21 protein-coding genes are annotated in these 19,720 nt (G+C 58.3%); 15 read left to right on the top strand and 6 right to left on the bottom strand.

The features are described from left to right. Nucleotide 1: 1 nt before the first annotated feature. Genes ANTHELSMS3_RS08640 through ANTHELSMS3_RS08615 form a run of 6 tightly spaced genes read left to right on the top strand, consistent with a single transcriptional unit; the run spans nt 2 to nt 4,561 of the window. Nucleotides 2-196: a hypothetical protein gene (locus ANTHELSMS3_RS08640; protein ID WP_094034515.1), complete on the top strand. Its 195-nt coding sequence runs from the start codon at nt 2-4 to the stop codon at nt 194-196. Continuing rightward, on the top strand, nt 193-1,602 hold the full coding sequence (locus ANTHELSMS3_RS08635; RefSeq protein WP_094034514.1) for an AtzE family amidohydrolase: 1,410 nt from the start codon (nt 193-195) through the stop codon (nt 1,600-1,602). The genes ANTHELSMS3_RS08640 and ANTHELSMS3_RS08635 overlap by 4 nt, the downstream gene beginning before the upstream one ends. After that, nucleotides 1,599-1,985 (top strand): oxalurate catabolism protein HpxZ, encoded by a 387-nt coding sequence (gene hpxZ, locus ANTHELSMS3_RS08630; protein WP_094034513.1) that lies wholly within the window; start codon nt 1,599-1,601, stop codon nt 1,983-1,985. Before ANTHELSMS3_RS08635 ends, hpxZ begins: the two co-directional genes overlap by 4 nt. Nucleotides 1,986-1,993: 8 nt before the next feature. Continuing rightward, nucleotides 1,994-2,683, top strand: a complete 690-nt coding sequence (locus tag ANTHELSMS3_RS08625; RefSeq protein WP_094034512.1) for a GntR family transcriptional regulator — start codon at nt 1,994-1,996, stop codon at nt 2,681-2,683. Nucleotides 2,684-2,698: 15 nt separating this feature from the next. Then, nucleotides 2,699-3,139: an allophanate hydrolase-related protein gene (locus ANTHELSMS3_RS08620; protein WP_157733456.1), complete on the top strand. Its 441-nt coding sequence runs from the start codon at nt 2,699-2,701 to the stop codon at nt 3,137-3,139. Nucleotides 3,140-3,142: 3 nt separating this feature from the next. Further along, nucleotides 3,143-4,561: an amidase family protein gene (locus ANTHELSMS3_RS08615; protein ID WP_094034510.1), complete on the top strand. Its 1,419-nt coding sequence runs from the start codon at nt 3,143-3,145 to the stop codon at nt 4,559-4,561. Nucleotides 4,562-4,572: 11 nt separating this feature from the next. Here the strand turns inward: ANTHELSMS3_RS08615 and ANTHELSMS3_RS08610 are convergent, their stop codons facing one another. Together ANTHELSMS3_RS08610 and atzF are read right to left on the bottom strand one after the other, a co-directional pair. Next, nucleotides 4,573-5,376, bottom strand: coding sequence for a DeoR/GlpR family DNA-binding transcription regulator (locus ANTHELSMS3_RS08610; protein ID WP_094037015.1), 804 nt, complete (start codon nt 5,374-5,376; stop codon nt 4,573-4,575). A gap of 170 nt (nt 5,377-5,546) precedes the next feature. Next, nucleotides 5,547-6,917 carry an allophanate hydrolase gene (gene atzF, locus ANTHELSMS3_RS08605; protein WP_094037014.1) on the bottom strand — a complete coding sequence of 457 codons (1,371 nt, stop codon included), beginning with the start codon at nt 6,915-6,917 and terminating at the stop codon, nt 5,547-5,549. 107 nt (nt 6,918-7,024) lie between these two features. On the opposite strand from atzF, the gene ANTHELSMS3_RS08600 reads away from it, so the two are divergent. From ANTHELSMS3_RS08600 to ANTHELSMS3_RS08590, 3 genes are all read left to right on the top strand, one after another. After that, complete coding sequence (locus ANTHELSMS3_RS08600; RefSeq protein ID WP_094034509.1) at nt 7,025-7,921, top strand: LysR family transcriptional regulator; 897 nt, start codon at nt 7,025-7,027, stop codon at nt 7,919-7,921. 91 nt (nt 7,922-8,012) lie between these two features. Beyond that, entirely contained in the window at nt 8,013-8,693 is a 681-nt protein-coding gene (gene biuH / locus ANTHELSMS3_RS08595) for a biuret amidohydrolase (protein ID WP_094034508.1), read from the top strand. Further along, the gene (locus ANTHELSMS3_RS08590) at nt 8,690-9,049 is read left to right on the top strand and encodes a cupin domain-containing protein (RefSeq protein WP_094034507.1); all 360 of its coding nucleotides are present in this window, start codon (nt 8,690-8,692) and stop codon (nt 9,047-9,049) included. Before biuH ends, ANTHELSMS3_RS08590 begins: the two co-directional genes overlap by 4 nt. A 256-nt stretch (nt 9,050-9,305) precedes the next feature. On the opposite strand, the gene ANTHELSMS3_RS08585 is transcribed toward ANTHELSMS3_RS08590, so the two are convergent. The 3 genes from ANTHELSMS3_RS08585 to ANTHELSMS3_RS08575 form a co-directional block, all read right to left on the bottom strand. After that, nucleotides 9,306-10,619, bottom strand: coding sequence for a TRAP transporter large permease (locus ANTHELSMS3_RS08585; RefSeq protein ID WP_094034506.1), 1,314 nt, complete (start codon nt 10,617-10,619; stop codon nt 9,306-9,308). 12 nt (nt 10,620-10,631) lie between these two features. Beyond that, a complete protein-coding gene (locus ANTHELSMS3_RS08580) occupies nt 10,632-11,135 on the bottom strand; it encodes a TRAP transporter small permease (RefSeq protein WP_157733455.1) in 504 nt (167 codons plus the stop codon). A 105-nt stretch (nt 11,136-11,240) separates the two neighbouring features. After that, nucleotides 11,241-12,230, bottom strand: coding sequence for a TRAP transporter substrate-binding protein (locus ANTHELSMS3_RS08575; protein ID WP_094034504.1), 990 nt, complete (start codon nt 12,228-12,230; stop codon nt 11,241-11,243). A 346-nt stretch (nt 12,231-12,576) separates the two neighbouring features. Between ANTHELSMS3_RS08575 and araD the strand changes: the two genes are divergently transcribed. The 3 genes from araD (at nt 12,577) to ANTHELSMS3_RS08560 (ending at nt 16,197) form a co-directional block, all read left to right on the top strand. Then, entirely contained in the window at nt 12,577-14,307 is a 1,731-nt protein-coding gene (araD, locus tag ANTHELSMS3_RS08570) for an L-arabinonate dehydratase (RefSeq protein WP_094037013.1), read from the top strand. A gap of 14 nt (nt 14,308-14,321) precedes the next feature. Then, the gene (locus ANTHELSMS3_RS08565) at nt 14,322-15,146 is read left to right on the top strand and encodes an IclR family transcriptional regulator (RefSeq protein WP_198319913.1); all 825 of its coding nucleotides are present in this window, start codon (nt 14,322-14,324) and stop codon (nt 15,144-15,146) included. Between the two features lie 172 nt (nt 15,147-15,318). Next, nucleotides 15,319-16,197 (top strand): SMP-30/gluconolactonase/LRE family protein, encoded by an 879-nt coding sequence (locus ANTHELSMS3_RS08560; RefSeq protein ID WP_094034502.1) that lies wholly within the window; start codon nt 15,319-15,321, stop codon nt 16,195-16,197. A gap of 167 nt (nt 16,198-16,364) precedes the next feature. Here the strand turns inward: ANTHELSMS3_RS08560 and ANTHELSMS3_RS08555 are convergent, their stop codons facing one another. Continuing rightward, on the bottom strand, nt 16,365-17,105 hold the full coding sequence (locus ANTHELSMS3_RS08555; protein ID WP_094034501.1) for a FadR/GntR family transcriptional regulator: 741 nt from the start codon (nt 17,103-17,105) through the stop codon (nt 16,365-16,367). Between the two features lie 169 nt (nt 17,106-17,274). Here ANTHELSMS3_RS08555 and ANTHELSMS3_RS08550 point away from each other — a divergent pair, with 169 nt between their 5' ends. The 3 genes from ANTHELSMS3_RS08550 to ANTHELSMS3_RS08540 all read left to right on the top strand — a co-directional run bounded on the left by ANTHELSMS3_RS08550 (nt 17,275) and on the right by ANTHELSMS3_RS08540 (nt 19,636). After that, nucleotides 17,275-17,664 carry a VOC family protein gene (locus ANTHELSMS3_RS08550; RefSeq protein ID WP_157733454.1) on the top strand — a complete coding sequence of 130 codons (390 nt, stop codon included), beginning with the start codon at nt 17,275-17,277 and terminating at the stop codon, nt 17,662-17,664. A 281-nt stretch (nt 17,665-17,945) separates the two neighbouring features. Next, nucleotides 17,946-18,761: an HpcH/HpaI aldolase family protein gene (locus ANTHELSMS3_RS08545; RefSeq protein WP_094034499.1), complete on the top strand. Its 816-nt coding sequence runs from the start codon at nt 17,946-17,948 to the stop codon at nt 18,759-18,761. An 11-nt stretch (nt 18,762-18,772) separates the two neighbouring features. Continuing rightward, nucleotides 18,773-19,636 (top strand): NAD(P)-dependent oxidoreductase, encoded by an 864-nt coding sequence (locus ANTHELSMS3_RS08540; protein ID WP_094034498.1) that lies wholly within the window; start codon nt 18,773-18,775, stop codon nt 19,634-19,636. Nucleotides 19,637-19,720 lie beyond the last annotated feature (84 nt).

Below are 19,720 nucleotides of genomic sequence, written 5' to 3'. Positions count from 1 at the left end.
CATGACCGACAACGAAAGCGAAGCAAAAAGCGGTTTGGCAACTCTTGGCATTTCCCCATCCGAAGATCGGCTGCCAGCCATCGCGGCAATCCTGAAACAAAACATGGGCATGGTTTCGGCGGTCATGTCGGCCCCCCTTCGCCCCCGATGTGAAAACGCGCCGGTTTGGACCCTGCCGGAAAAGGACACGGAATGAACGACTGGACCCAACTTTCTGCCGCCGAAATCGCCAAGGACGTCCGCGCCGGGCGCATGACGGCGCGCCAGTCTGTCGAGGCCTCCCTGGACCGCATTCGCAAGACGGATGCGGACCTGATCGCCTTCACCACCCTGACAGAGGCCCGTGCATTGCAAACCGCCGACCGTGTCGATGCGCGCATTGCCAAGGGCGACGACGTGGGCCCGCTGGCAGGTGTGCCCTTTGCGGTCAAGGATCTGGTCGACATCGCGGGGGTCATCACCCGCGCGGGATCGGCGATCAACATGGACAACGCACCCGCCGACGCCGATGCGCCGGTCATCACCCGTCTGGAGGCTGCCGGCGCGATCCTGATGGGCGCGCTGAACATGGGTGAATACGCCTATGACTTTACCGGGGAAAACGACCACGTCGGATCGACCCGGAATCCGCACGACACGGAAAGGCGCCCAGGCGGATCCTCTGGCGGATCGGGCGCGGCAACCGCCGCTGGCATGGTGCCCCTGACAATAGGCTCAGACACCAACGGGTCGATCCGCGTTCCATCGTCGTGGTGCGGGCTTTTCGGGCTCAAGGCGACCTATGGGCGCGTGCCGCGTTCCGGCACCTTTCCCTTTGTCGACAGCCTCGATCACATCGGACCGATGGCACGATCGGCCAGCGACCTTGCGCTGGCGCTTGAGGCAATGCAGGGCGTCGATGCGGGCGACCCCGTCTGCGTCGACCGCCCCGCCTGCCCTGCCGTGTCCACACTGGACAAGGGTGTCGCAGACCTGCGCATCGCCCGCGGGTCGGGCTATTTCGCCCCGCCGGATGGACCGGCAAAAGACGCGTTGGACCGGGTTTGCGCCGCGCTGGACGTCAAACTGGACGCAGATCTGCCCGGCGCGGCAGCGGCGCGAGCCTCGGCTGCCTTGATAACAGCGGTCGAAGGGGCCGCGACCCATACCGAAGCCTTGCAGACCCGACCAGAGGATTTCGGCCGTCCGATGCGCGACCGTCTGGTCGCCGGTGCCCTCGTGCCCGGTATTGCCTACGTTCGCGCCCAAAGGTTGCGCCGACAATTCGCCGAAGATGCGGCAGAGGTGTTCCGGCATGTTGACGCCATCCTGACGCCTGCAACGCCCTTCCCCGCGCCGCGCGTTGACAGCGACACGGTGATGATCGACGGGCAGGAACAACCCTACCGCGCCCACATCGGGATCTACACCCAACCGATCAGCTTTATCGGGCTGCCAGTGGTCTGCGTTCCGGTTCAGAACATCGCCGGGCACCTGCCAATCGGTGTTCAAATCATCGCCCCCGCGTGGCGAGAGGACATCGCCCTGCGCATCGCCTACGCATTGGAACAATCCGGCACCTGTGCCGCGCCTGTCGCCCTCTTGAAGGAACTCCCCGCATGACCCGTGACGACATCAACCTGCCCGGTCCATTGGCCGAGATCACCGCCGCCTTCGAACGCTACGAGACCGCGTTGACGACCAATGACGTGGCCGTTCTGGATGAGCTGTTCTTTGTCGATCCCCGGACCATCCGCTACGGGATTGGCGAAAACCTGTATGGCCACGACGAAATCGCCGCCTTTCGGGCTTCGCGGCCCTCGGGCGGGCTTGATCGCACGCTAGAGCGCACAGCGATCACCAGCTTTGGCACTGATTTCGCCACGGCGATGACCCTGTTTCGACGGACGCCGGGCAAGATTGGCCGGCAATCCCAGACCTGGGCGAAAATCGACGGCGACTGGCGCATCGTCGCGGCCCATGTCAGCCTGATTCCCGAGGAGTAGGAGGCCGTATGACAGAACCTGAGATCCGGCTGCAACGCGCAGCCGGTGAGACAAATACCGCGGCGGTCGTGCGCGAACTCAGCGCGCAAATCGTCTCTGGCAAATTGCCGCCCGGCAAGAAGCTGGACGAGACTCTGATCGGCGAATATTTTGGCGTGTCGCGCACCCCGGTGCGCGAAGCGCTGAGAGAGCTTGCCGTGATCGGGCTGGTAGAAACGCGTCCCCATCGCGGAGCCTTCGTGGCGGAGGTGTCCCCCGATAAGATGTTGGAAAAGTTCGAATTCATGGCCGAACTCGAAGGCCTGTGTGCGGGTTACGCGGCAAGGCGCATGAGCCCGGAGGCCAAGGCCAAACTCGAAGAAATCCACGAGGACGGCTTGTGCCTTGTCGAACAGCGTGATCGCGCAGCCTACCGCGACCACAATTTCCGGTTTCACGAAGCGATTTATTACGGCGCTGGCAACGACAGCCTGCGCGACGCGACGCTATCGATCCGCCGGGCCGTTGCCGCCTTTCGTGCGGCACAGTTCGACCTGAAAGAACGGATCGGCAATTCGCAGGTTGAGCACGGTCTGATCGTGGCCGCTATCCGACGCGGCACGGCAGAGGAAGCAACTCTCTTGATGCGCCGTCACATCCTGACGGTGATGGAGGCCGCCCGCACCTATTTGCGCGACAAGCGCGTCATCCCCTTCTGACGAAAGACACTCAAGGTGACACATTCCCTGCCCGATACACTGCTTGTTGCCGTTTGCGGCGCCCACATGCGCGGCATGCCGCTGGAGCCGCAAATGAAACGCTGCGGCGCGCAGTTCGGCGCCATCGCCCAGACCGACGACAGCTACCGTTTCCATGCCCTTGTCGGCATGGAGCCGATCCGACCCGGCCTGATCCGCGGCACCCCCGGCAGCGGTGCCCCCATCTCGCTCGAATTGTGGGAAATGACGCCCGCAGGGTTGGGCCAGCTTCTGACCATGATCGACAGCCCGCTTGGAATAGGAACCCTGCACCTTTCGGACGGACGCAAGGTCAAAGGTTTCATCTGCGAGGCCATCGCCGCTCAGGACGGCTCCGAAGACATCACAGACCTCGGTGATTGGCGGGCGTATCTCGCCGCCCGTACCGAGGCACAGACGACATTAAAAAAGGACTAATCCATGACCATCGAATGGGACCGCGCCACTGGCGCATTGGATATCGCAACGCTCAAAACCCTGTTTGACGAAGGCAGCCTGACCCCCGAAGACATGATCGACATCGTCTACGACCGCATCGAGGCGCGTGGAGATGATCATGTGTGGATCCACCTGATTGACCGCGAAACATCCCGCGCCCGCGCCCGCGCACTAATGGCCGACCCCGCGGCGAAGGCACTGCCGCTTTACGGGATTCCGTTCGGGATCAAGGACAACGTCGACCTTGCTGGCGTACCGTCGACCTCGGCTGTGCGCGCTTGGGCACGGATGCCCGAGACCACTAGCCATCTTGTCCAGACGCTGTTGGATGCCGGGGCGATCCCGATCGGCAAACAGAACCAGGATCAGCTTGGCATGGGTGTGGTCGGCGTGCGCAGCGACTTTGGCATCCCGCAATGCGTCTTCAATGAACGCTACATTTCCGGCGGATCCTCATCCGGTGGGGGCGTCAGCGTCGGCGCGGGATTGGTCAGCTTCGCCGTGGCCAACGATGCGGCCGGGTCAGGCCGCGTGCCAGCCGCGCTGAACAACATCGTCGGTTACAAACCCACGCCCGGTCTGGTGCCACGCTCGGCCAAATCGCAGGCCGGGATGGTCGGAACAGAAAACTTTCTGACGCTGACAATGGCGGATAGCGTGCTGCTCACAAACCTTGGGTTTCGGCACGATCCGTCGGACCCGTTCTCAAAACCAGAGGCACAGGGTTTTCGCGTCAGCGCCGCCCCCGCGCCCGCGACTTTCCGTTTCGCGATCCCAGATGCCGCCACGCTGGACACAGATGGCGACGCCGAGTCCGCGCGGCTTTTCCGTGAAAGCGTTGCCCGACTGGAAACGCTGGGCGGCACTGCGGTCGAGATCGACATGACGCCCTACCTGACCGCTGCGAAAATGCTGTATGATGGGCCGTTCATCGCCCAGCGGTACGCCAATTTCGGCGACCGGTTCGACGAGGACGAAAGCGCCCTTTGCCCGCCCACGCGCGAGATCCTGTCATGGGGCCGCAAGTATACCGCCCGCGACGTTTTCCGCGCCCAGTACATCATTGCGGGCTACAAGCAGCAGGTGCGGCAGTTGTTTCAAACGGTAGATCTGATCGTCACGCCCACGACGCCGTCAACCTACACAATCGAGGCGCTGCTGGCGGACAACATCCGTCTGAACGCAAAGATGGGCACCTACACCAATTTCGTGAACCTGCTGGATCTGCCCTCTGCCTCGATCCCAGCCGGGTTTCGACACGACGGCATTCCTATGGGCACAATGCTGACAGGCCCATCTTTGGGCGACGATCTGGTGTGCCGTGTGGGTGCGGCGCTCCATGATGCGCTGGGGATCGCGTCCGGTTTGACCGGCAAACCAGAACTGGCCGTGGCGTCCTGAGAAGCGGCCTGTCAGGGTTCCTCTGCCACTCGGATCTCTACCCCGGCCCCTGCAAGGGCCGAGGCAAGATCCGATGGCGGCGGGGCATCGGTGATCAACACCGTAGCGTCGGACAAGGCCGCGACGCGGATCGTAGAAAGCCGCCGAAACTTAGATGAATCGCACAAGAAAACGCGGTGTTCGGATCGTTCGAGGTACAGTTTTTTCAACTCGCTGTCCTCGATGGAAAAGTCGTAAAATCCTTGGTCGGACATTCCTGATACGCCGATGACCGCTACCTCGAAATGCAGCTTGGCAAAGCTTTCGATGGCGCTGGGGCCAGTGATCGAAAGCTCACCGGGGCGGGTGCGCCCCTCGGGTAGGTAGGTTTCCGTCCCCAAGGCGCCAAGCGCGGTCGCCACACGCAGACTGTTGGTAAAGATGTGACGCTGTCCGCCACGACAGGCCAACGCCTCTGCCGCAAACAGGCAGGTGCTGCCAACATCGATTGCCACAGATCGAAACCCCGACAGCAACTCAGCCGCGTCCGCCGCGATCAGCCGCTTGGCCACGGAATTGCGCGCCAGCCGGGCGTCGAAATCCAGTTCGATATCGTCGTTCACCTTCAACGGGCCAGAGGTACGGCGGCGTGCGCCGCCATGCACCCGCTCTAAAAGCCCCTCACGTTCCAGTTCAGCAAGGTCGCGCCGCACGGTCATGTCGGACACTTCGAACTCTTTCACGAGATCGGCGACCGCCACCGATCCACCATCATGCAAGCGTTTCAAGATCGCGTTCATGCGAATTTGCGCAGGTGTCCGTAACTTGGTGGTCATTGCGCACACTTCCTTTGGGTTCTGGCCACCCATATCAACATAATCGAACATCAATTGGCGTGCGACGTCTTAAACTGTTTCCTTCAATCTCCAAGGGGTTGTGCGGTCATTGTGACAAAATCGCGCTGATTAAGACCGGCCCGTTGGGGCCGACCACGCAGCGTGCTGGGTTATGTGCGCTTCCAACCAGTTGCGCCCAGCGTTCTTGTTCCGGCTTTTTCCAGGCCCAATGCGGTTTCGGCCAGCAACGCATCCTTTCCGGCCGCGCCCAACAGCGTCACACTACCCGGTCGCCCGTCCGTTCGGGGCGGCACCGGAACGGCGAGACCGCACATATCCAAAAGGTTTACGAAGTTCGTATAGGTGCCAAGGTTCGAATTCGGTCCGACCGGGTCCGCGTCCAATTCCGCCACGGTGTAAAAGGTCGGGATTGTGGGTACACAAAGGAGATCGACCTGCGACAGCGGGCCTTCGACGCGGCGCGCCAAATCCTTGAGGCGATAAAACCCGCGAAAGGCATCCGTTGCGCTCAGTTGTTCCGCCTTGCAGATAATCTGCCGCGTGACGGGCAGGATCGCCTCAGGATCACGCGCCAAAAGCTGTTCGATGACACTATACCGTTCCGCCACCCAAGCGCCCTCGTACAGCATTTCGGCCACGTCGTAAAAACAGGTAAAGTCCATTTCCACCACTTGATGACCGGCCTTTTCCAGCAGGCTAAGCGCGGCGCGGAAGGATGTCTCTTGCACAGTATCGCCGAAGGTCTTCAGCGTTGCAGCATCGGGCACGCCGATACGCAGACCCGAGGGCGGCGTTTCCAAAGGGCGAGCCTCAATGCGTCGGGCATAGCTGTCACCGGGATCGAAAACGGCAGCCGTTCGATAAACCTGATAGGCGTCCTCGACCGTCAGCCCAAAGACGGAAATCGTCTCAACAGACCGGCAAGCCGGGACCGATCCGCTGGCCGACCAACTGCCGAGCGTGGGCTTTAGCCCCACGATGTTGTTCAGCGCGGCGGGCACCCGTCCCGATCCGGCGGTGTCGGTGCCAAGCGCGAAACTGACAATCCCATGCGCCACGGCCACCCCGGACCCGCCGGAGGATCCACCGGGGACAATTTCCGGGTCGATCGCGTTCTTCGGGGCACCATATGGCGTGCGCACCCCGACCAGTCCGGTCGCGAATTGATCAAGGTTGGTTTTGCCGATAACAATCGCCCCCGCCTCTCGTAGCCGAGCCACAACAAAGGCGTCTTGGGCCGGGCTGTATTCCCAAGCCGGGCAAGCGGCTGTAGTGGCCATCCCGGCGACGTCGATATTGTCCTTCACAGCAAAGGGCACGCCCCAAAGTGGCTTTGAGGCGTCGCGCGGTCCCATAGCGCGGATTTCTTCCAGCACATCCGCCTCGTCCCGCAGACTGATAAAGATGCACGGGTCCGCCACCTCTGCGATCCGCGCATAGACCTGCCGGACAATGTGCTCTGCGGATACGCCCTCATCATAGGCGCGGAACAGGGCATCAAGGTTCAAGGGGGTCGTCATGTGTTTCTCCAATTGCTCTTCCACAGATTGACCGGGAAACAGGTCTGAACTCAATTGCCAAAGATTCAGATAAGTGCTGCAATGAATGCAGCAGTAGGAGCTTGCCGATGCGCCACCTTAAAGACTTTCATTACATACAGGCTGTGGTGCGGGCTGGGTCGATCCGCAAGGCGGCTGAAGACCTCAACATCACCGGCTCTGCGCTGAACAGGCGCATCCAGCATTTCGAGGAAGATTTCGGCACACAGATTTTCGAACGGCTTCCCCGTGGCATGCGCCTGAACCCAGCGGGAGAGCTGCTGATCCAGCATTTTCGCGCGCAACTCAGCGATCTGCGCCGCGTGCAAAGCCTGGTCGCGGATCTGGATGGTGAACGGCGCGGCCACGTTTCCATTGCATGCTCTCAGGCACTGGCCCCCTACTTCCTGCCAACCCAAATCGCGGCCTACCGGACAGAACATCCCGGTGTGACCTTCTCAGTGCAGATCCGCGATCGCGCCGCGGCCGAAGAGGATCTGCGCACATTTCAGAGCGATCTCGCGCTGGTCTTAGAGCCCGCACATCTTGTCGATTTCGACATCCTTGCCACGATCGACCAGCCCATTCATGCAATCATGCGGGCTGACAACCCGTTGACCCAGCAAAAAGAAGTCCGACTGCGGGACTGCCTTGATCAGCCCCATGTCGTCCCCGGACGGGCCTACGCCGTACGACATATGCTGGACGCTGCGCTGGCCGGGACGTCGCGGCAATTGTCGGCGGTGGTCGAAACCGATTCCTTCGATTTCATGCGGCACTATGTTGAGTTCGAGAATGCGGTGGCGTTCCAGATCCCCATAGGACTGCGCCTGCCCACGGGTCTTACCTCGCGCCCTTTGGCCGCGCGCGACATTGCCCCCGGCGCGCTATTGTTGGGACAGCTTCGCGGCCGCAGTTTGCCAGTCGCCCCCGCCCGGTTCGCACAGCGATTGGCAAGCCTTTTGCAAGACTACGCCGTGCGATGATTATTTTGCAGCAGTACTGCAAGTTATTAGCAGAATACGTCACCGTGCCGCTATGATTACATTGGCCTCCGTACATCAGACGGAGACCCTCATGCACAGCCTCGATGCCCGCCCCTACCCATGGCCCTACAATGGCGATCTGCGTCCAGACAACACCGCTCTGATGGTTATCGACATGCAGACCGATTTCTGCGGTCAGGGCGGCTATGTCGACAAAATGGGCTACGATCTGTCGCTGACCCGCGCCCCGATCAGCCCGATCGCCAAACTGCTAAAGGAAATGCGTGACGGCGGATATCACGTGATCCACACCCGCGAAGGGCACCGCCCCGATCTCGCGGATCTGCCCCAAAACAAACGTTGGCGTTCGCGCCAGATCGGGGCAGGAATCGGCGATGATGGCCCCTGTGGCCGTATCCTTGTCCGCGGCGAACCGGGGTGGGAGATCATCGACGAACTCGCCCCCCTCGCCGGAGAGGTGATCATCGACAAGCCGGGCAAGGGCAGTTTCTACGCCACCGACCTGGAGCTTATCCTGCGGACCAAGGGCATCGAAAACCTGCTGCTGACCGGCATTACGACCGATGTCTGCGTTCACACCACCATGCGCGAGGCCAATGATCGCGGGTTCGAATGTGTCTTGCTTGAGGATTGCTGTGGGGCGACGGATCGCGCAAACCACGACGCCGCGATCAACATGGTGCTCATGCAGGGCGGTGTCTTTGGCTGTGTCAGCAGCTCTGACGATGTGCTGAAGAGTCTGGCGCAATGAGACCTGCTGTCTTTGAACAGATTATCACCGGGGGCTGGGACAGGCTCGACTACGGGCCGTTCCGACCGGGTGTCACCATCCACAGGCTTTGGAAAGAGCCCGACAGTGGCGCGGAATGGGCCGTGCTGAAATATCAGCCGGGTGCTTCGGTGCCGCGTCACAGACACGTCGGGATCGAAACGATCATTGTGCTGGACGGGAACCAAAGCGACGAACATGGAACCTACTCAACCGGCGACATAATCTGCAATGCACCGGGCAGCGTTCATTCCGTCTGGTCAGAGCCGGGATGCGTGGTGCTGATTTTCTGGGGCTTGCCAGTCGAATTGCTGGACGACCTCCCGTGCTGCCCTTGAAAGATGAGGTCATGTGTCGCCTAGACGAGCAATTGGGGCTGGACGATTGCGGGACAGGTCTAGAGAGCGGGAATGCTCCCATTTCCAATGGGCGCCACGAACAGAATCTGGGCTCATTCAACGTCCGTATAGGTTTCAGCTCTCCGATGCCCATGTTGGGTCGCACATTGATGTAAGCCCAGAGCCAGCGTGTTGCGTGATCAATACGCGGTAAATCTAGCTCTGAGCCGGGACACTTTTAGGATCAAAATCGCCGTCAGTTCGGCCTGTCAATGAGACCCATCAGTTCGGGTAGCCACAAGCTGAGCTGCGGGAAGGCCACAACAAGCGCGAGCCCGATCAACAATGCAAGAAAGAACGGCATAATCGGCAATAGGACTTGTTTCACGCTGACTTTTGCAACGGAGCAGCCGACGAATAGCGCGACCCCCACTGGCGGCGTACATAGACCGATACACAAGTTGAAGATCATCATGATACCGAAATGCATCGGATCCATGCCGATCTTGGTGGCGACTGGCAGAAAGATCGAAGTGAAGATCAGGATCGCCGGTGTCATGTCCATAAAAATCCCGACAACGATCAAAATGATGTTGATGATCAGTAGGATGATGATCTTGTTGTCAGAAATTGTCAGCAATGCGTCGGTGATTGTTTGCGGGATCTCGGCTCGGGCCATGACCCAGGACATACTGATCGACATCGCAACCAGAACCAGAACGGCAGAGGTCGTGACGGCGGATTCCATGAAAATCTTTGGCAACTGACTGATCTTGATAGATCGATAGAAGAACATTGACAGTATCAATGCGTACAGCACGGCGACCACGGATGCCTCGGTCGCGGTGAAGGCACCCGAAACGATACCGCCCAGGATCAGGAAGATCAGAGAAAGGCTTGGGATGGCGGCAATGAAGGCTTTCAATGCGTCGCGCAGCGAATGCTCTTGCGAGGTCTGATAACCCCGACGTTTCGAGATGATGTAGCCTACTGCAATCAAGAGCAGTCCCATAAGGATGCCCGGAAGATATCCAGCTACAAAGAGCGCCGCGATCGAGATATTCCCGGCCGTGACTGCATAAATGATCATGACATTGGATGGGGGAATCAAAAGTCCTGTGACACAGGACGTGATATTCAGAGATGCTGAGTATTCAGGTGGAAAGCCGGCTTCCTTTTGCAAAGGTGCCATCGTTCCGCCCACCGCCGCAGCTGCCGCCGTGGCCGAACCCGAAATCGAGCCAAACAACATGTTTGCGACTACGTTAACATGGCCCAGCGAGCCAGGCATGCGGCCGACAAAAAGTTGCGCAAAATTGATCAAGCGCAGAGCGATACCGCCATGGTTCATCAATGAACCCGCAAGAATAAAGAATGGTATGGCCAGCAACGAGAAATTGTCGAGCCCCGAAACCATTCTCTGACTGATAATTGTCAGGATGATCTCGTAGGGAAGGATCATGCTTCCTGCGACAATTGAAGCGATGCCAAGTGCGAACGCAATTGGAACACCCGTGAACGCCAAAAGGAAGAAAATTCCGAATAGAACGCCTGCGACGCTAACTTCCATGCGTTTGTCCTCTTAGTCCCTGAGAGTTCCAGGCCCTTGCGACGCAAGACCAGGTTTCTCAAATCGGGTGATCAGGAAGGTCATGATTGACAAGGTGGAGTAGGCCGCCATCAGGAGGCCGCTAACCGGTAAGATCATGAACAGGTATTCCAGTGGCATCTGCATCGCCGGAGAGATCCCGTTGCTTGACGCGATCGAGGCAAGAAGACGAAAACCCCCATACACCATCACGAAGAGCGTGAAGCCAAGGATCATCAAGTCGACGTAGAGATTGAACCACTGGCGGATCTTTATGGATGACCCCATGGACAGCAGGTCGATCGCTAGGTGGCTTTTCTTGCCGACGCAATAAGCCGCGCCTAGCAAGACCAGCCAAACCAACATGAACCTAGCCAGTTCGTCGGTCGAAGTGCTCGGCTTGTTGAGAATGTATCGGCTAAAGACTTGCCATGAGACCGTGACAATCAAGCCCGTCACTAGGCCCAAGATCGCCGTCTGAAGCAGGGTGTCCAGCACCCTTTCAATCCATCTCAGTATTCGCATTGCTCACCTCGAAAGCCCGATAGGGAAAAGACACCCCCAATGCATGTCACTGCACCGGGAGTGTCCTGTGTCGCGTCTTTATTCGGCAGCAAGTGCTCGAGCGCGTTCGATCCACTTCGCCTTTTCAGGATCCTGCATCAACTCATCGATCAGAGGTTGAACGGATTTCCGAAAGGCTTCCTTGTCAACTTCGACGATTTCGATGCCTTTTTCTTCGAGCAGTTTATAGGCATCCGCCACCTGAATTGTATAAACTTCCTGCTGGTGCTCTTCCGAGGCACGCGCCGCGCGTTTGAGTACGGATTTTTGCTCGTCGGTGAGCTTATCCCAAGTTTTGGTTGCAATGCTCAGATAGTCGACGACCATGGTATGCTCGTCTTTCGAATAGATCTTGGCGACCTCATAGTGACGTGCGGCGACGTAGGAAGTGATATTGTTCTCGCTGCCATCAATCACACCTTGCTGGATTGCCGAGTAGGTTTCACCCCACGGAATCGGCGCCGGTGCGCCCCCCATCAGCTCAACCATTCTGTTAGTCGTCGGTGTTGCGAACACCCGGATTTTTGCCCCATCCAGGTCTTCGGGTTTTCTGATCGGCTTGTTTGTGTAGAAACTTCTCGCTTCGGCACCATACGCGGCCAAGTTGAAAAAGCCTTTATCGTTGACCGATTCGCTCAGCTCTGTTCCGGCGTCGCTGTACAGGAAACGGCGCAGGTGCTCGATGTCTTGAAACAGATAAGGCACGTTGAACACGAAGAACGAGGGTTCAAACGCTTCCAGTTCGCCATGAAAGCTCTTGTTCATGTCCATGGCGCCTTGCTGCATCATGGGCACAACATCACGCGTCTCGCCCATCTGCCCGCCGCCGTAGACGACCACCTCGATCGAACCGTCCGAGAACTCGGCCACTCTGTCAGCAAAGTAGTTGAGCGTCTCAGCCATGACATGATCAGGCCCGACGTTGTGCGCCAATCCCAGTTTGAGGTCTTGAGCATACGCTGCCCCGCCCATCGATGCGGCAACGGCGGCCGCTCCGACCAAGCTCCGAAGTCCAAAAAGCTTACCCATCCGGTTTTACTCCTCCTGTTAACCGATACTGTGATTGCCACCGGGACTAGGTTTGGCGCGTGTGCTCGTCAACAATATTAGCCACCCGTTCGATTATCGCACACACTTCGCTGGTAGACGCATACTTCCTGTACAGCTTCACATCTGTATAACTTAGTATCATCAGATCCACGCTACCTTCCGAAGTGCGATAATCGCACACTCGCGTTGCACGTTTGACTTCGCGTTTCACTTTTCACAAACAGGCTTGGAAAAAAGCACGATCACCCCGTCGCCAATTGCCGGGAGCCTCATCGTGTTCAGGGCATGCAACCTGAAAGACGACAACGTCGGGGATGAATACCTAATGAAAAAGACAGCAGAATCTCTCAGGTCCTACCGCTGGTTCGGCGATGACGGATTGCGGACCTTTGGGCACAGATCGCGCATGATGCAGATGGGCTATGACCCGGTCGATTGGCAAGGTCGCCCCGTGATTGCGATCATAAACACATGGTCAGACATCAATCCGTGCCATGCCCATTTCCGTCAACGCGCGGAATCGGTAAAGGCCGGAATCCTTCAATCCGGTGGATTTCCGATTGAACTGCCTGCGATCTCGCTGGCAGAGCAGTTTGTCAAGCCTTCCGCGATGCTGTATCGCAACCTTCTTGCCATGGAAACCGAGGAATTGATCCGTTCGCATCCCATCGACGGGGTTGTGTTGATGGGCGGCTGCGACAAGACAACTCCGGGCTTGTTGATGGGCGCGCTCAGCATGGATGTTCCCGCCGTTTATATTCCCGCGGGCCCCATGCTGCGCGGGAACTGGCAGGGAAAGACACTTGGTTCGGGCTCTGACAGCTGGAAATATTGGGACGAGCTGAGGGCCGGCAACATAACCCGGCAAGACTGGGAGGGCGTGGAGCGCGGGATCGCGCGCAGCTATGGTCACTGCATGACGATGGGCACGGCTTCGACCATGACGGCGATTGCCGATGCATTGGGAACGACACTGCCCGGAGCCTCTTCAATTCCGGCTGCGGATTCCAACCATATAGCGATGAGCAAAATGGCCGGGCGCCGAATTGTCGACATGGTGTGGGAAGATTTGAAGCCATCAGACATTGTAAAGCCAGCTTCGGTACAAAACGCTATTGCCGTCGCAATGGCGATGGGCTGCTCGACCAACGCGATCATTCACCTGATCGCGATTGGGCGCCGCGCCGGCGTGGACGTTTCTCTGGCTGATTTCGATGCAGCAAGCCGCAAGGTGCCCGTCATCGCAAATGTGCGCCCAAGCGGTGACACCTATTTGATGGAAGACTTCTATTACGCGGGTGGGCTGCCCGCATTGATGACGAGAATATCCGAGCATCTGGATCTCGAAATGATTTCGGTCACGGGCCAACCGTTGCGCGATGATATCGCAGGTGCACGGGTCTTCAACGACGATGTCATAAGAAGCTGCGATCAGCCGATCTACGCGGAAGGCGCACTTGCCGTTCTGAAAGGCAACCTTGCGCCCGAAGGCTGTGTCATTAAGCCGTCAGCGTGTAGCGCAAAATATCAGGTACACACCGGCCCGGCACTGGTGTTCGACAGCTACGAAGAGTTGAAGGCGCAAATCGACGACGACGATCTGGACGTGACCGAAGACAGCGTTCTGGTATTGCGAAATGCGGGGCCGGTCGGAGGCCCGGGAATGCCCGAATGGGGGATGCTGCCGATCCCGGGAAAACTCGTGAAAGCCGGCGTTCGAGACATGTTGCGATTGTCCGATGCGCGGATGAGCGGAACAAGTTACGGTGCCTGCATCCTGCATGTTTCTCCCGAGGCGCAGGTCGGCGGTCCACTGGCCCTGCTCCGGACTGGCGACCTCATCAGTGTCAATATTCCTGCGCGCAGCATTCATATGGACGTATCCGAAGATGAGCTTGCACGCCGTCGGGCCGCTTGGGTTCAGCCGGAAGCGCCATATGAAAGAGGATTTGGCAAGATGTTCGCCGCGCACGTCTCTCAGGCGCATGATGGATGCGATTTCGATTTCCTCGAAACCGCGTCGGGTGCAAAGGTACCTGAACCCAAAATCTTTTGAGGGCATATCCGGACGTGACAGGAACCAAGTTCTCAGACAGACGGTTTTCGGAAATCTCTAGCGAAAAGCCGAAGGATTACCTGCTAACCCTTGCAAGGGGGTTGGCAGTTCTGGAACTGTTCAGCCCCGAAGTCCGAAGCGTCACGTTTCAGGTCGCCGCTGACCATCTTGGGATCAGTCGGGCCGCGACGCGACGGATAATGCTGACCCTCCATGCGCTGGGTTATCTGGCGCCCGCACGGGATGGTTATGTCCTGACTGAGCGATGCATGTCGATCTCGCGGTCGTTTCTTGCTGAGAACAGCATTCTGTCCATCATGACGGAGAAGGTCAAAGAACTGTCCGTCCGAATTAACTGCCCTTGTTCCATCGTGGCGCTGCGCGGGCCTGAGGTGATGTTCCTTTGCCGTGATCCGTCGAGGCGGGTCTTTGCATCGCAACTCGCCCTAGGCGACCGGTTGCCAGCGCATGCCTCATCGGGCGGCAAGCTGCTGCTTTCGGAAATGTCCGACGATGCAATCCACGCCTGGTTTGACGCTTATACGCCTACGGCGCTCGCCGAAAAAACTATCACGCAAGCGGAAGAGATGGTCAAAGAAGCGCACAAGATCCAGGCCAGAGGCTATGCCACATCCCGGTTCGAGATCGAAAGTGGATTGATTTCGATGGCAGCACCGATCCGAGACCACACAAACAACGTCAAGCTGGCCCTCATTGTCTCGCAGTTCGCGAGCAAACTTGCGCCCGACACATTTGTTGAAACGTATCTGCAATCCCTTCTGGACGTGGCTGAAAATATTTCCGGAATCTATTCGGACTATATGCGACACATGGCGTGATGGTCCCCGCTTGCGGCCACAGCCCCCGATCGAGCGCCCAAAACACCGGGCCGGGCAATTCAAGACGCCAACCTTTGACCTGCTGCATGAGCCGAATTTGGGGCAACACCCCGTACCACGCCTTGTAACTCAGCCATTGAAATCACCGACCACAAACACCGAAAGACCTCCGATGAACGCAACACTTCTGGCCGACACTAGGAACACGCTGGGCGAAAGCTGCTTCTGGGATCCGCGAGATAACTGCCTGTGGTGGACGGACATCCACAATTGTCAGGTGTTCCGTCTTGATATGGAAAACCGAGTAACCCATTTCGATCTGCCAGACCGGGCCTGTTTTATTCGCCCCAGGAAGCAGGCGGGATTCGTGATCGGCTTTCCCAAGCGCGTCGTGATATCCAACCAAGACCTGACAAGTTTTGCCACGCTACAAGAGGTGGAGCCTTCACTTTCCGAGACAAGGATCAATGACGCAACGGTTGATCCATTTGGTGGTGTGGTCTTCGGCACATTCCACGAACCCGCCGATCGGGCGAACAGGCAGCCGCTCGCCGGGCTTTACCGATTGAAACCGGATGGCACGCTTGTTCAACTTTTGAACAAGATCGTGGTGAGCAATGGATTGGACTTCTCTCCAGATGGTCGGATCATGTATTTCACGGACACCCATGACGGTGTGATCCGGCGGTTCAGTATCGAGGGCGACTTTGATCAGTTCACCGAAATTTCGCCCCTGGCGGGAAGCGACATAGCCCCGGGCGCGCCAGACGGCGGTTATGTAGATGAAAAGGGAAGCTATTGGTCCGCACGGGTGTGGGCCGGCTGCATCGTACGCATAACCAAGGATGGCAAGATCGACGCCAAGATCAATCTGCCAACACGCGGCCCAACCTGTTTGACAATTGGCGGCGCATCAAACCGACAAATTTTCATAACTAGCCTGCGCATGCGCCTGACAGACGAAGAACTGACTGACTATCCGCATGCCGGCGGGATTTTCACAGCAGATTCCGATATTGGCGCCAGCAAACCAAGGCTTGCGGCACTGTGATGTGTGAGGCATTTGCGACGTCCGCACAATCGGCGTGCGGACCAATGCAGGCGACCGGAAGTCCGCAACTGCCACCGAAAAACACTGGATTGGCAAAGCCCCCCCTCCCCATCAGAAGGAGAAAAAAACTTAACTGGCGCCAAGATCTGCCCAAGATGTAGCGGACTTCAATTCGCTTGCTCCCCAATGTTGCCGCCCGTTGAGGACACCGTCTGCTGCAACTTTGACAATACACTTTCCAGATGCAACTGCATGGCCGACACTGCACGATCTTGATCATGCGCACGCAGAGCTTCCACAATCCCGGAATGTTGATCGATCAGCTCGTCGAAATCGACTTCTTCTGCCAAGACCCGCCTTGTCCAGACCTTAAGCAGTGAGAGCATGTTGTTCATGATCTGCAGCAATGTTTCATTTCTGGCAGCCTTCACGATCACTAGGTGGAAGGCGACGTCTGCGCGTGCGAACTTGGCCGCATCGTCGGCGTCGCGCATCTTGTCCATAAGCTCATCAAGCTTCCGGATTTCCTTGTCCGTAATACGCTCTGCTGCCAAGCGGACAATCGAGAGTTCAAGTACTTGGCGGCTTTCGATCAGGTCGTTGGTCACCTTGGCCCCGAGCAACATACCCCACTCTATTGCCCGCGGAAGGAACTCTGACTCGGTCGCTTTCAAGTAGTTTCCATCTCCCTGCCGACCCTCGACCAAGCCAAGCACAGTGAGAGATTTCAACCCCTCGCGTAGAACCGTACGCCCGACGCCAAGAGCCTCGGCCAGCTTGCGCTCAGGAGGAAGCCGGTCACCTGGCTTGATATCGCCCGAAAGCAGAAAGCCCAAAAGGTTCTTGGTGACTTCCACGGCAACTGATGGTTGCCGCTGTTGTTCAATTGGTTTGATCTTGCCGGCCATCGTCGGTTCCTTGGGCGTATCCGCTGCCTCCGACTATCCCACAGCGGGGCTTCAGAGGTAAGTGGCGAAAACCTCGACTTGCGGCCCGGAGCAAAACGCCCTACAAATTGGTGCACCGGTCGTCCAAATAGAACAAGCTACGTTCGAAACGTCAATGAAGGAGTGCCTGATGAAGGCAAAACGCATTAACCACATCGCGATCGCCGTGAACGATCTCGATGCCGCGGTTGAAACGTTCACCAAGGACTTCGGCCTTACGCTCATTCGAGAGGCCACTAACGGCCCCGGCACATTGGGCATGGCATTTCTGGAGGTCGGCGACACCGTTCTTCAGCTCGTGACACCGATTGGGCCTGGGCCTGTGCGCGATTTCCTGGACACAAAAGGCGAAGGCCTTCACCACATTTGCTTCGACGTCGAGTCACTGAAAGAGGCTACTGAAACACATCCCGGCGGCCCCATCGACAAGGGAGGCCTTGGTGGACAGGTGAGCTTTCTGAAAGAAAGCGTCCACGGCGCAGTTATCGAACTTAGTGCGCCGCTGCCCGAAGAGGGCTGATAGCGGTTCACACCTGCAAGGTAATCCGGTCAAGCCACCAATTTGATTTCCGCGGGCATCGCCAAAGGCCTGTTGACAACGAAAACAGCCATGCGCTACTCAAATTGGTAGACCGGTGTTTAAATTTGTTGCCCCAAAAACTGGCGACTAAACATACGCGCGCATCTGGACAGTGGAGGATGCGCCCACCCAACATCCACGAAAAGGACGCGCATGTTACATTCTGCAATTGAGCATGGGACGAACGTGGTGCGCCACGCAGACCCGGTCACGGAGACACAATGAACATTTTCGAGAATCAAACTCTCAAGCTACTGCGAGAGGACAAACTTGCACTGGGTTTCGGCCTGAACCACCTGCGGTCAGCCGGTGCTGGCCTGTTGGCACGCGCATGTGACCACGACTGGCTGTTCATTGATGCCGAGCATGGCGCGTTTAGTCAGGATCAGCTGGCCCAAGTCTGCATCGCCGCCCTTCCGAGTGGCACTACCCCACTTGTCCGGGTCATGAAATCGTCCCTGGATGAAGGCACGCGTGCACTGGACAATGGTGCGCAAGGGATCGTCGTGGCGCACGTCGATACGCCAGAAGAAGCGAAACAAGCCGCCGATGCCTTCAGCTTCCCGCCGGACGGTCATCGCAGCTGGGGCGGGGCGCCTGCAATTTTCGGATATCAGGCAGCCGGCAATGCCGAAACCATGGCCAAGGCAAACTCCGAGATCATCGTCATCTGCATGATCGAGTCGCCTGAGGCCGTGGCAAATGCAGACGCCATTGCCGCGACAAAGGGCATAGATGTCCTGATGATCGGCGCATCGGACCTTTCCGCCGAAACGGGAGTAGCCGGCGAAATCGGGCACCCCAAGATGCAGGATGCCTTTGCAAAGGTCGCCGCCGCGTGCCGCAAATCGGGCAAGGCCATGGGCATGGGTGGCGTCTACGACACCGAGTGGGCCTCGCGCTACATGACCGAGGGTGTACGCTTTGTCCTCGCGGGGACCGATCACAACTACCTGATGGCCGGGGCAACGGCGCGCTCAAGCTCTCTGCGCGACACGTTCCAGAACCTGGGCACCGCTGAAACCAACAACGCATAAGGACGCTGAAAATGGCAAAAGTTGCCTTCATTGGACTGGGCGTAATGGGATACCCGATGGCCGGGCATCTCGTCAAAAATGGACATGACGTTACTGTCTACAACCGGACGACCGCCAAAGCCGAGGCTTGGGCGGCGGAATACGGCGCGTCCTTTGCCACCACACCCGAAAAAGCCGCCAAAGACTGCGAGTATGTCTTTATCTGCGTCGGAAACGACGACGACGTCCGGGAGGTGTCGGTAGGCTCCGAGGGCGCCCTTGCCAGCATGAGCAAAGGCAGCATTCTCGTCGATCACACAACCGCTTCTGCCAGCTTGGCCCGCGATCTGGCCAAAGCCGCGTCAGAGCGGGGCATTGGCTTTATCGACGCCCCAGTTTCAGGTGGTCAGGCAGGAGCGGAAAACGGGGTTCTGACGGTCATGTGCGGCGGCGAAGAAAAATACTTCGCGGCGGTCGAACCGGTCATCGATTCCTACGCGCAATCCTGCAAACTGCTGGGCAGCACCGGAGCAGGCCAATTGGCCAAGATGGTCAATCAGATTTGTATCGCAGGCCTGGTTCAAGGGTTGTCCGAGGGCGTCCATTTCGCGCAGAAGGCCGGATTGGACATCCCTCTTCTGATCGACGTGATTTCCAAAGGAGCCGCCGGCTCTTGGCAGATGGAGAACCGTGCAACCAACATGGGTGATGGCAAGTTCGACTATGGGTTCGCAGTGAACTGGATGCGAAAGGATCTTGGCATTTGCATGGATGAGGCCAAATCCAACGGCGCGAGCCTGCCCGTTACCGCGCTCGTAGATCAGTTCTACGCGGATGTGCAGAAGGCAGGCGGCGGCCGCTGGGACACCTCATCCCTGCTAACCCGCTTGAAGTGACGGGATAGCAGGACAACCTCGCTAACCCTCTGCCCCAAGGGGCGCCGCCCCGCGTCGGGTCGGGCATTGCCGATCCACTGCCCG

The organism is Antarctobacter heliothermus (assembly GCF_002237555.1).
Classification (GTDB): domain Bacteria; phylum Pseudomonadota; class Alphaproteobacteria; order Rhodobacterales; family Rhodobacteraceae; genus Antarctobacter; species Antarctobacter heliothermus_B.
The sequence above is the reverse complement of the archived record's forward strand: the minus strand, read 5'-3'. Positions and strand labels throughout refer to the sequence as shown.

Bases quoted from the DNA above. Each gene is read 5' to 3' on its own strand.
- ANTHELSMS3_RS08610 (WP_094037015.1), bottom strand. From the start codon at position 5,376: ATGACCACCAAGTTACGGACACCTGCGCAAATTCGCATGAACGCGATC.
- ANTHELSMS3_RS08590 (WP_094034507.1), top strand. From the start codon at position 8,690: ATGAGACCTGCTGTCTTTGAACAGATTATCACCGGGGGCTGGGACAGG.
- ANTHELSMS3_RS08575 (WP_094034504.1), bottom strand. From the start codon at position 12,230: ATGGGTAAGCTTTTTGGACTTCGGAGCTTGGTCGGAGCGGCCGCCGTT.
- ANTHELSMS3_RS08615 (WP_094034510.1), top strand. From the start codon at position 3,143: ATGACCATCGAATGGGACCGCGCCACTGGCGCATTGGATATCGCAACG.
- ANTHELSMS3_RS08545 (WP_094034499.1), top strand. From the start codon at position 17,946: ATGAACATTTTCGAGAATCAAACTCTCAAGCTACTGCGAGAGGACAAA.
- ANTHELSMS3_RS08555 (WP_094034501.1), bottom strand. From the start codon at position 17,105: ATGGCCGGCAAGATCAAACCAATTGAACAACAGCGGCAACCATCAGTT.
- ANTHELSMS3_RS08625 (WP_094034512.1), top strand. From the start codon at position 1,994: ATGACAGAACCTGAGATCCGGCTGCAACGCGCAGCCGGTGAGACAAAT.
- ANTHELSMS3_RS08585 (WP_094034506.1), bottom strand. From the start codon at position 10,619: ATGGAAGTTAGCGTCGCAGGCGTTCTATTCGGAATTTTCTTCCTTTTG.
- ANTHELSMS3_RS08635 (WP_094034514.1), top strand. From the start codon at position 193: ATGAACGACTGGACCCAACTTTCTGCCGCCGAAATCGCCAAGGACGTC.
- ANTHELSMS3_RS08640 (WP_094034515.1), top strand. From the start codon at position 2: ATGACCGACAACGAAAGCGAAGCAAAAAGCGGTTTGGCAACTCTTGGC.
- hpxZ (WP_094034513.1), top strand. From the start codon at position 1,599: ATGACCCGTGACGACATCAACCTGCCCGGTCCATTGGCCGAGATCACC.
- ANTHELSMS3_RS08560 (WP_094034502.1), top strand. From the start codon at position 15,319: ATGAACGCAACACTTCTGGCCGACACTAGGAACACGCTGGGCGAAAGC.
- ANTHELSMS3_RS08540 (WP_094034498.1), top strand. From the start codon at position 18,773: ATGGCAAAAGTTGCCTTCATTGGACTGGGCGTAATGGGATACCCGATG.
- araD (WP_094037013.1), top strand. From the start codon at position 12,577: ATGAAAAAGACAGCAGAATCTCTCAGGTCCTACCGCTGGTTCGGCGAT.
- ANTHELSMS3_RS08550 (WP_157733454.1), top strand. From the start codon at position 17,275: ATGAAGGCAAAACGCATTAACCACATCGCGATCGCCGTGAACGATCTC.
- ANTHELSMS3_RS08600 (WP_094034509.1), top strand. From the start codon at position 7,025: ATGCGCCACCTTAAAGACTTTCATTACATACAGGCTGTGGTGCGGGCT.
- biuH (WP_094034508.1), top strand. From the start codon at position 8,013: ATGCACAGCCTCGATGCCCGCCCCTACCCATGGCCCTACAATGGCGAT.
- atzF (WP_094037014.1), bottom strand. From the start codon at position 6,917: ATGACGACCCCCTTGAACCTTGATGCCCTGTTCCGCGCCTATGATGAG.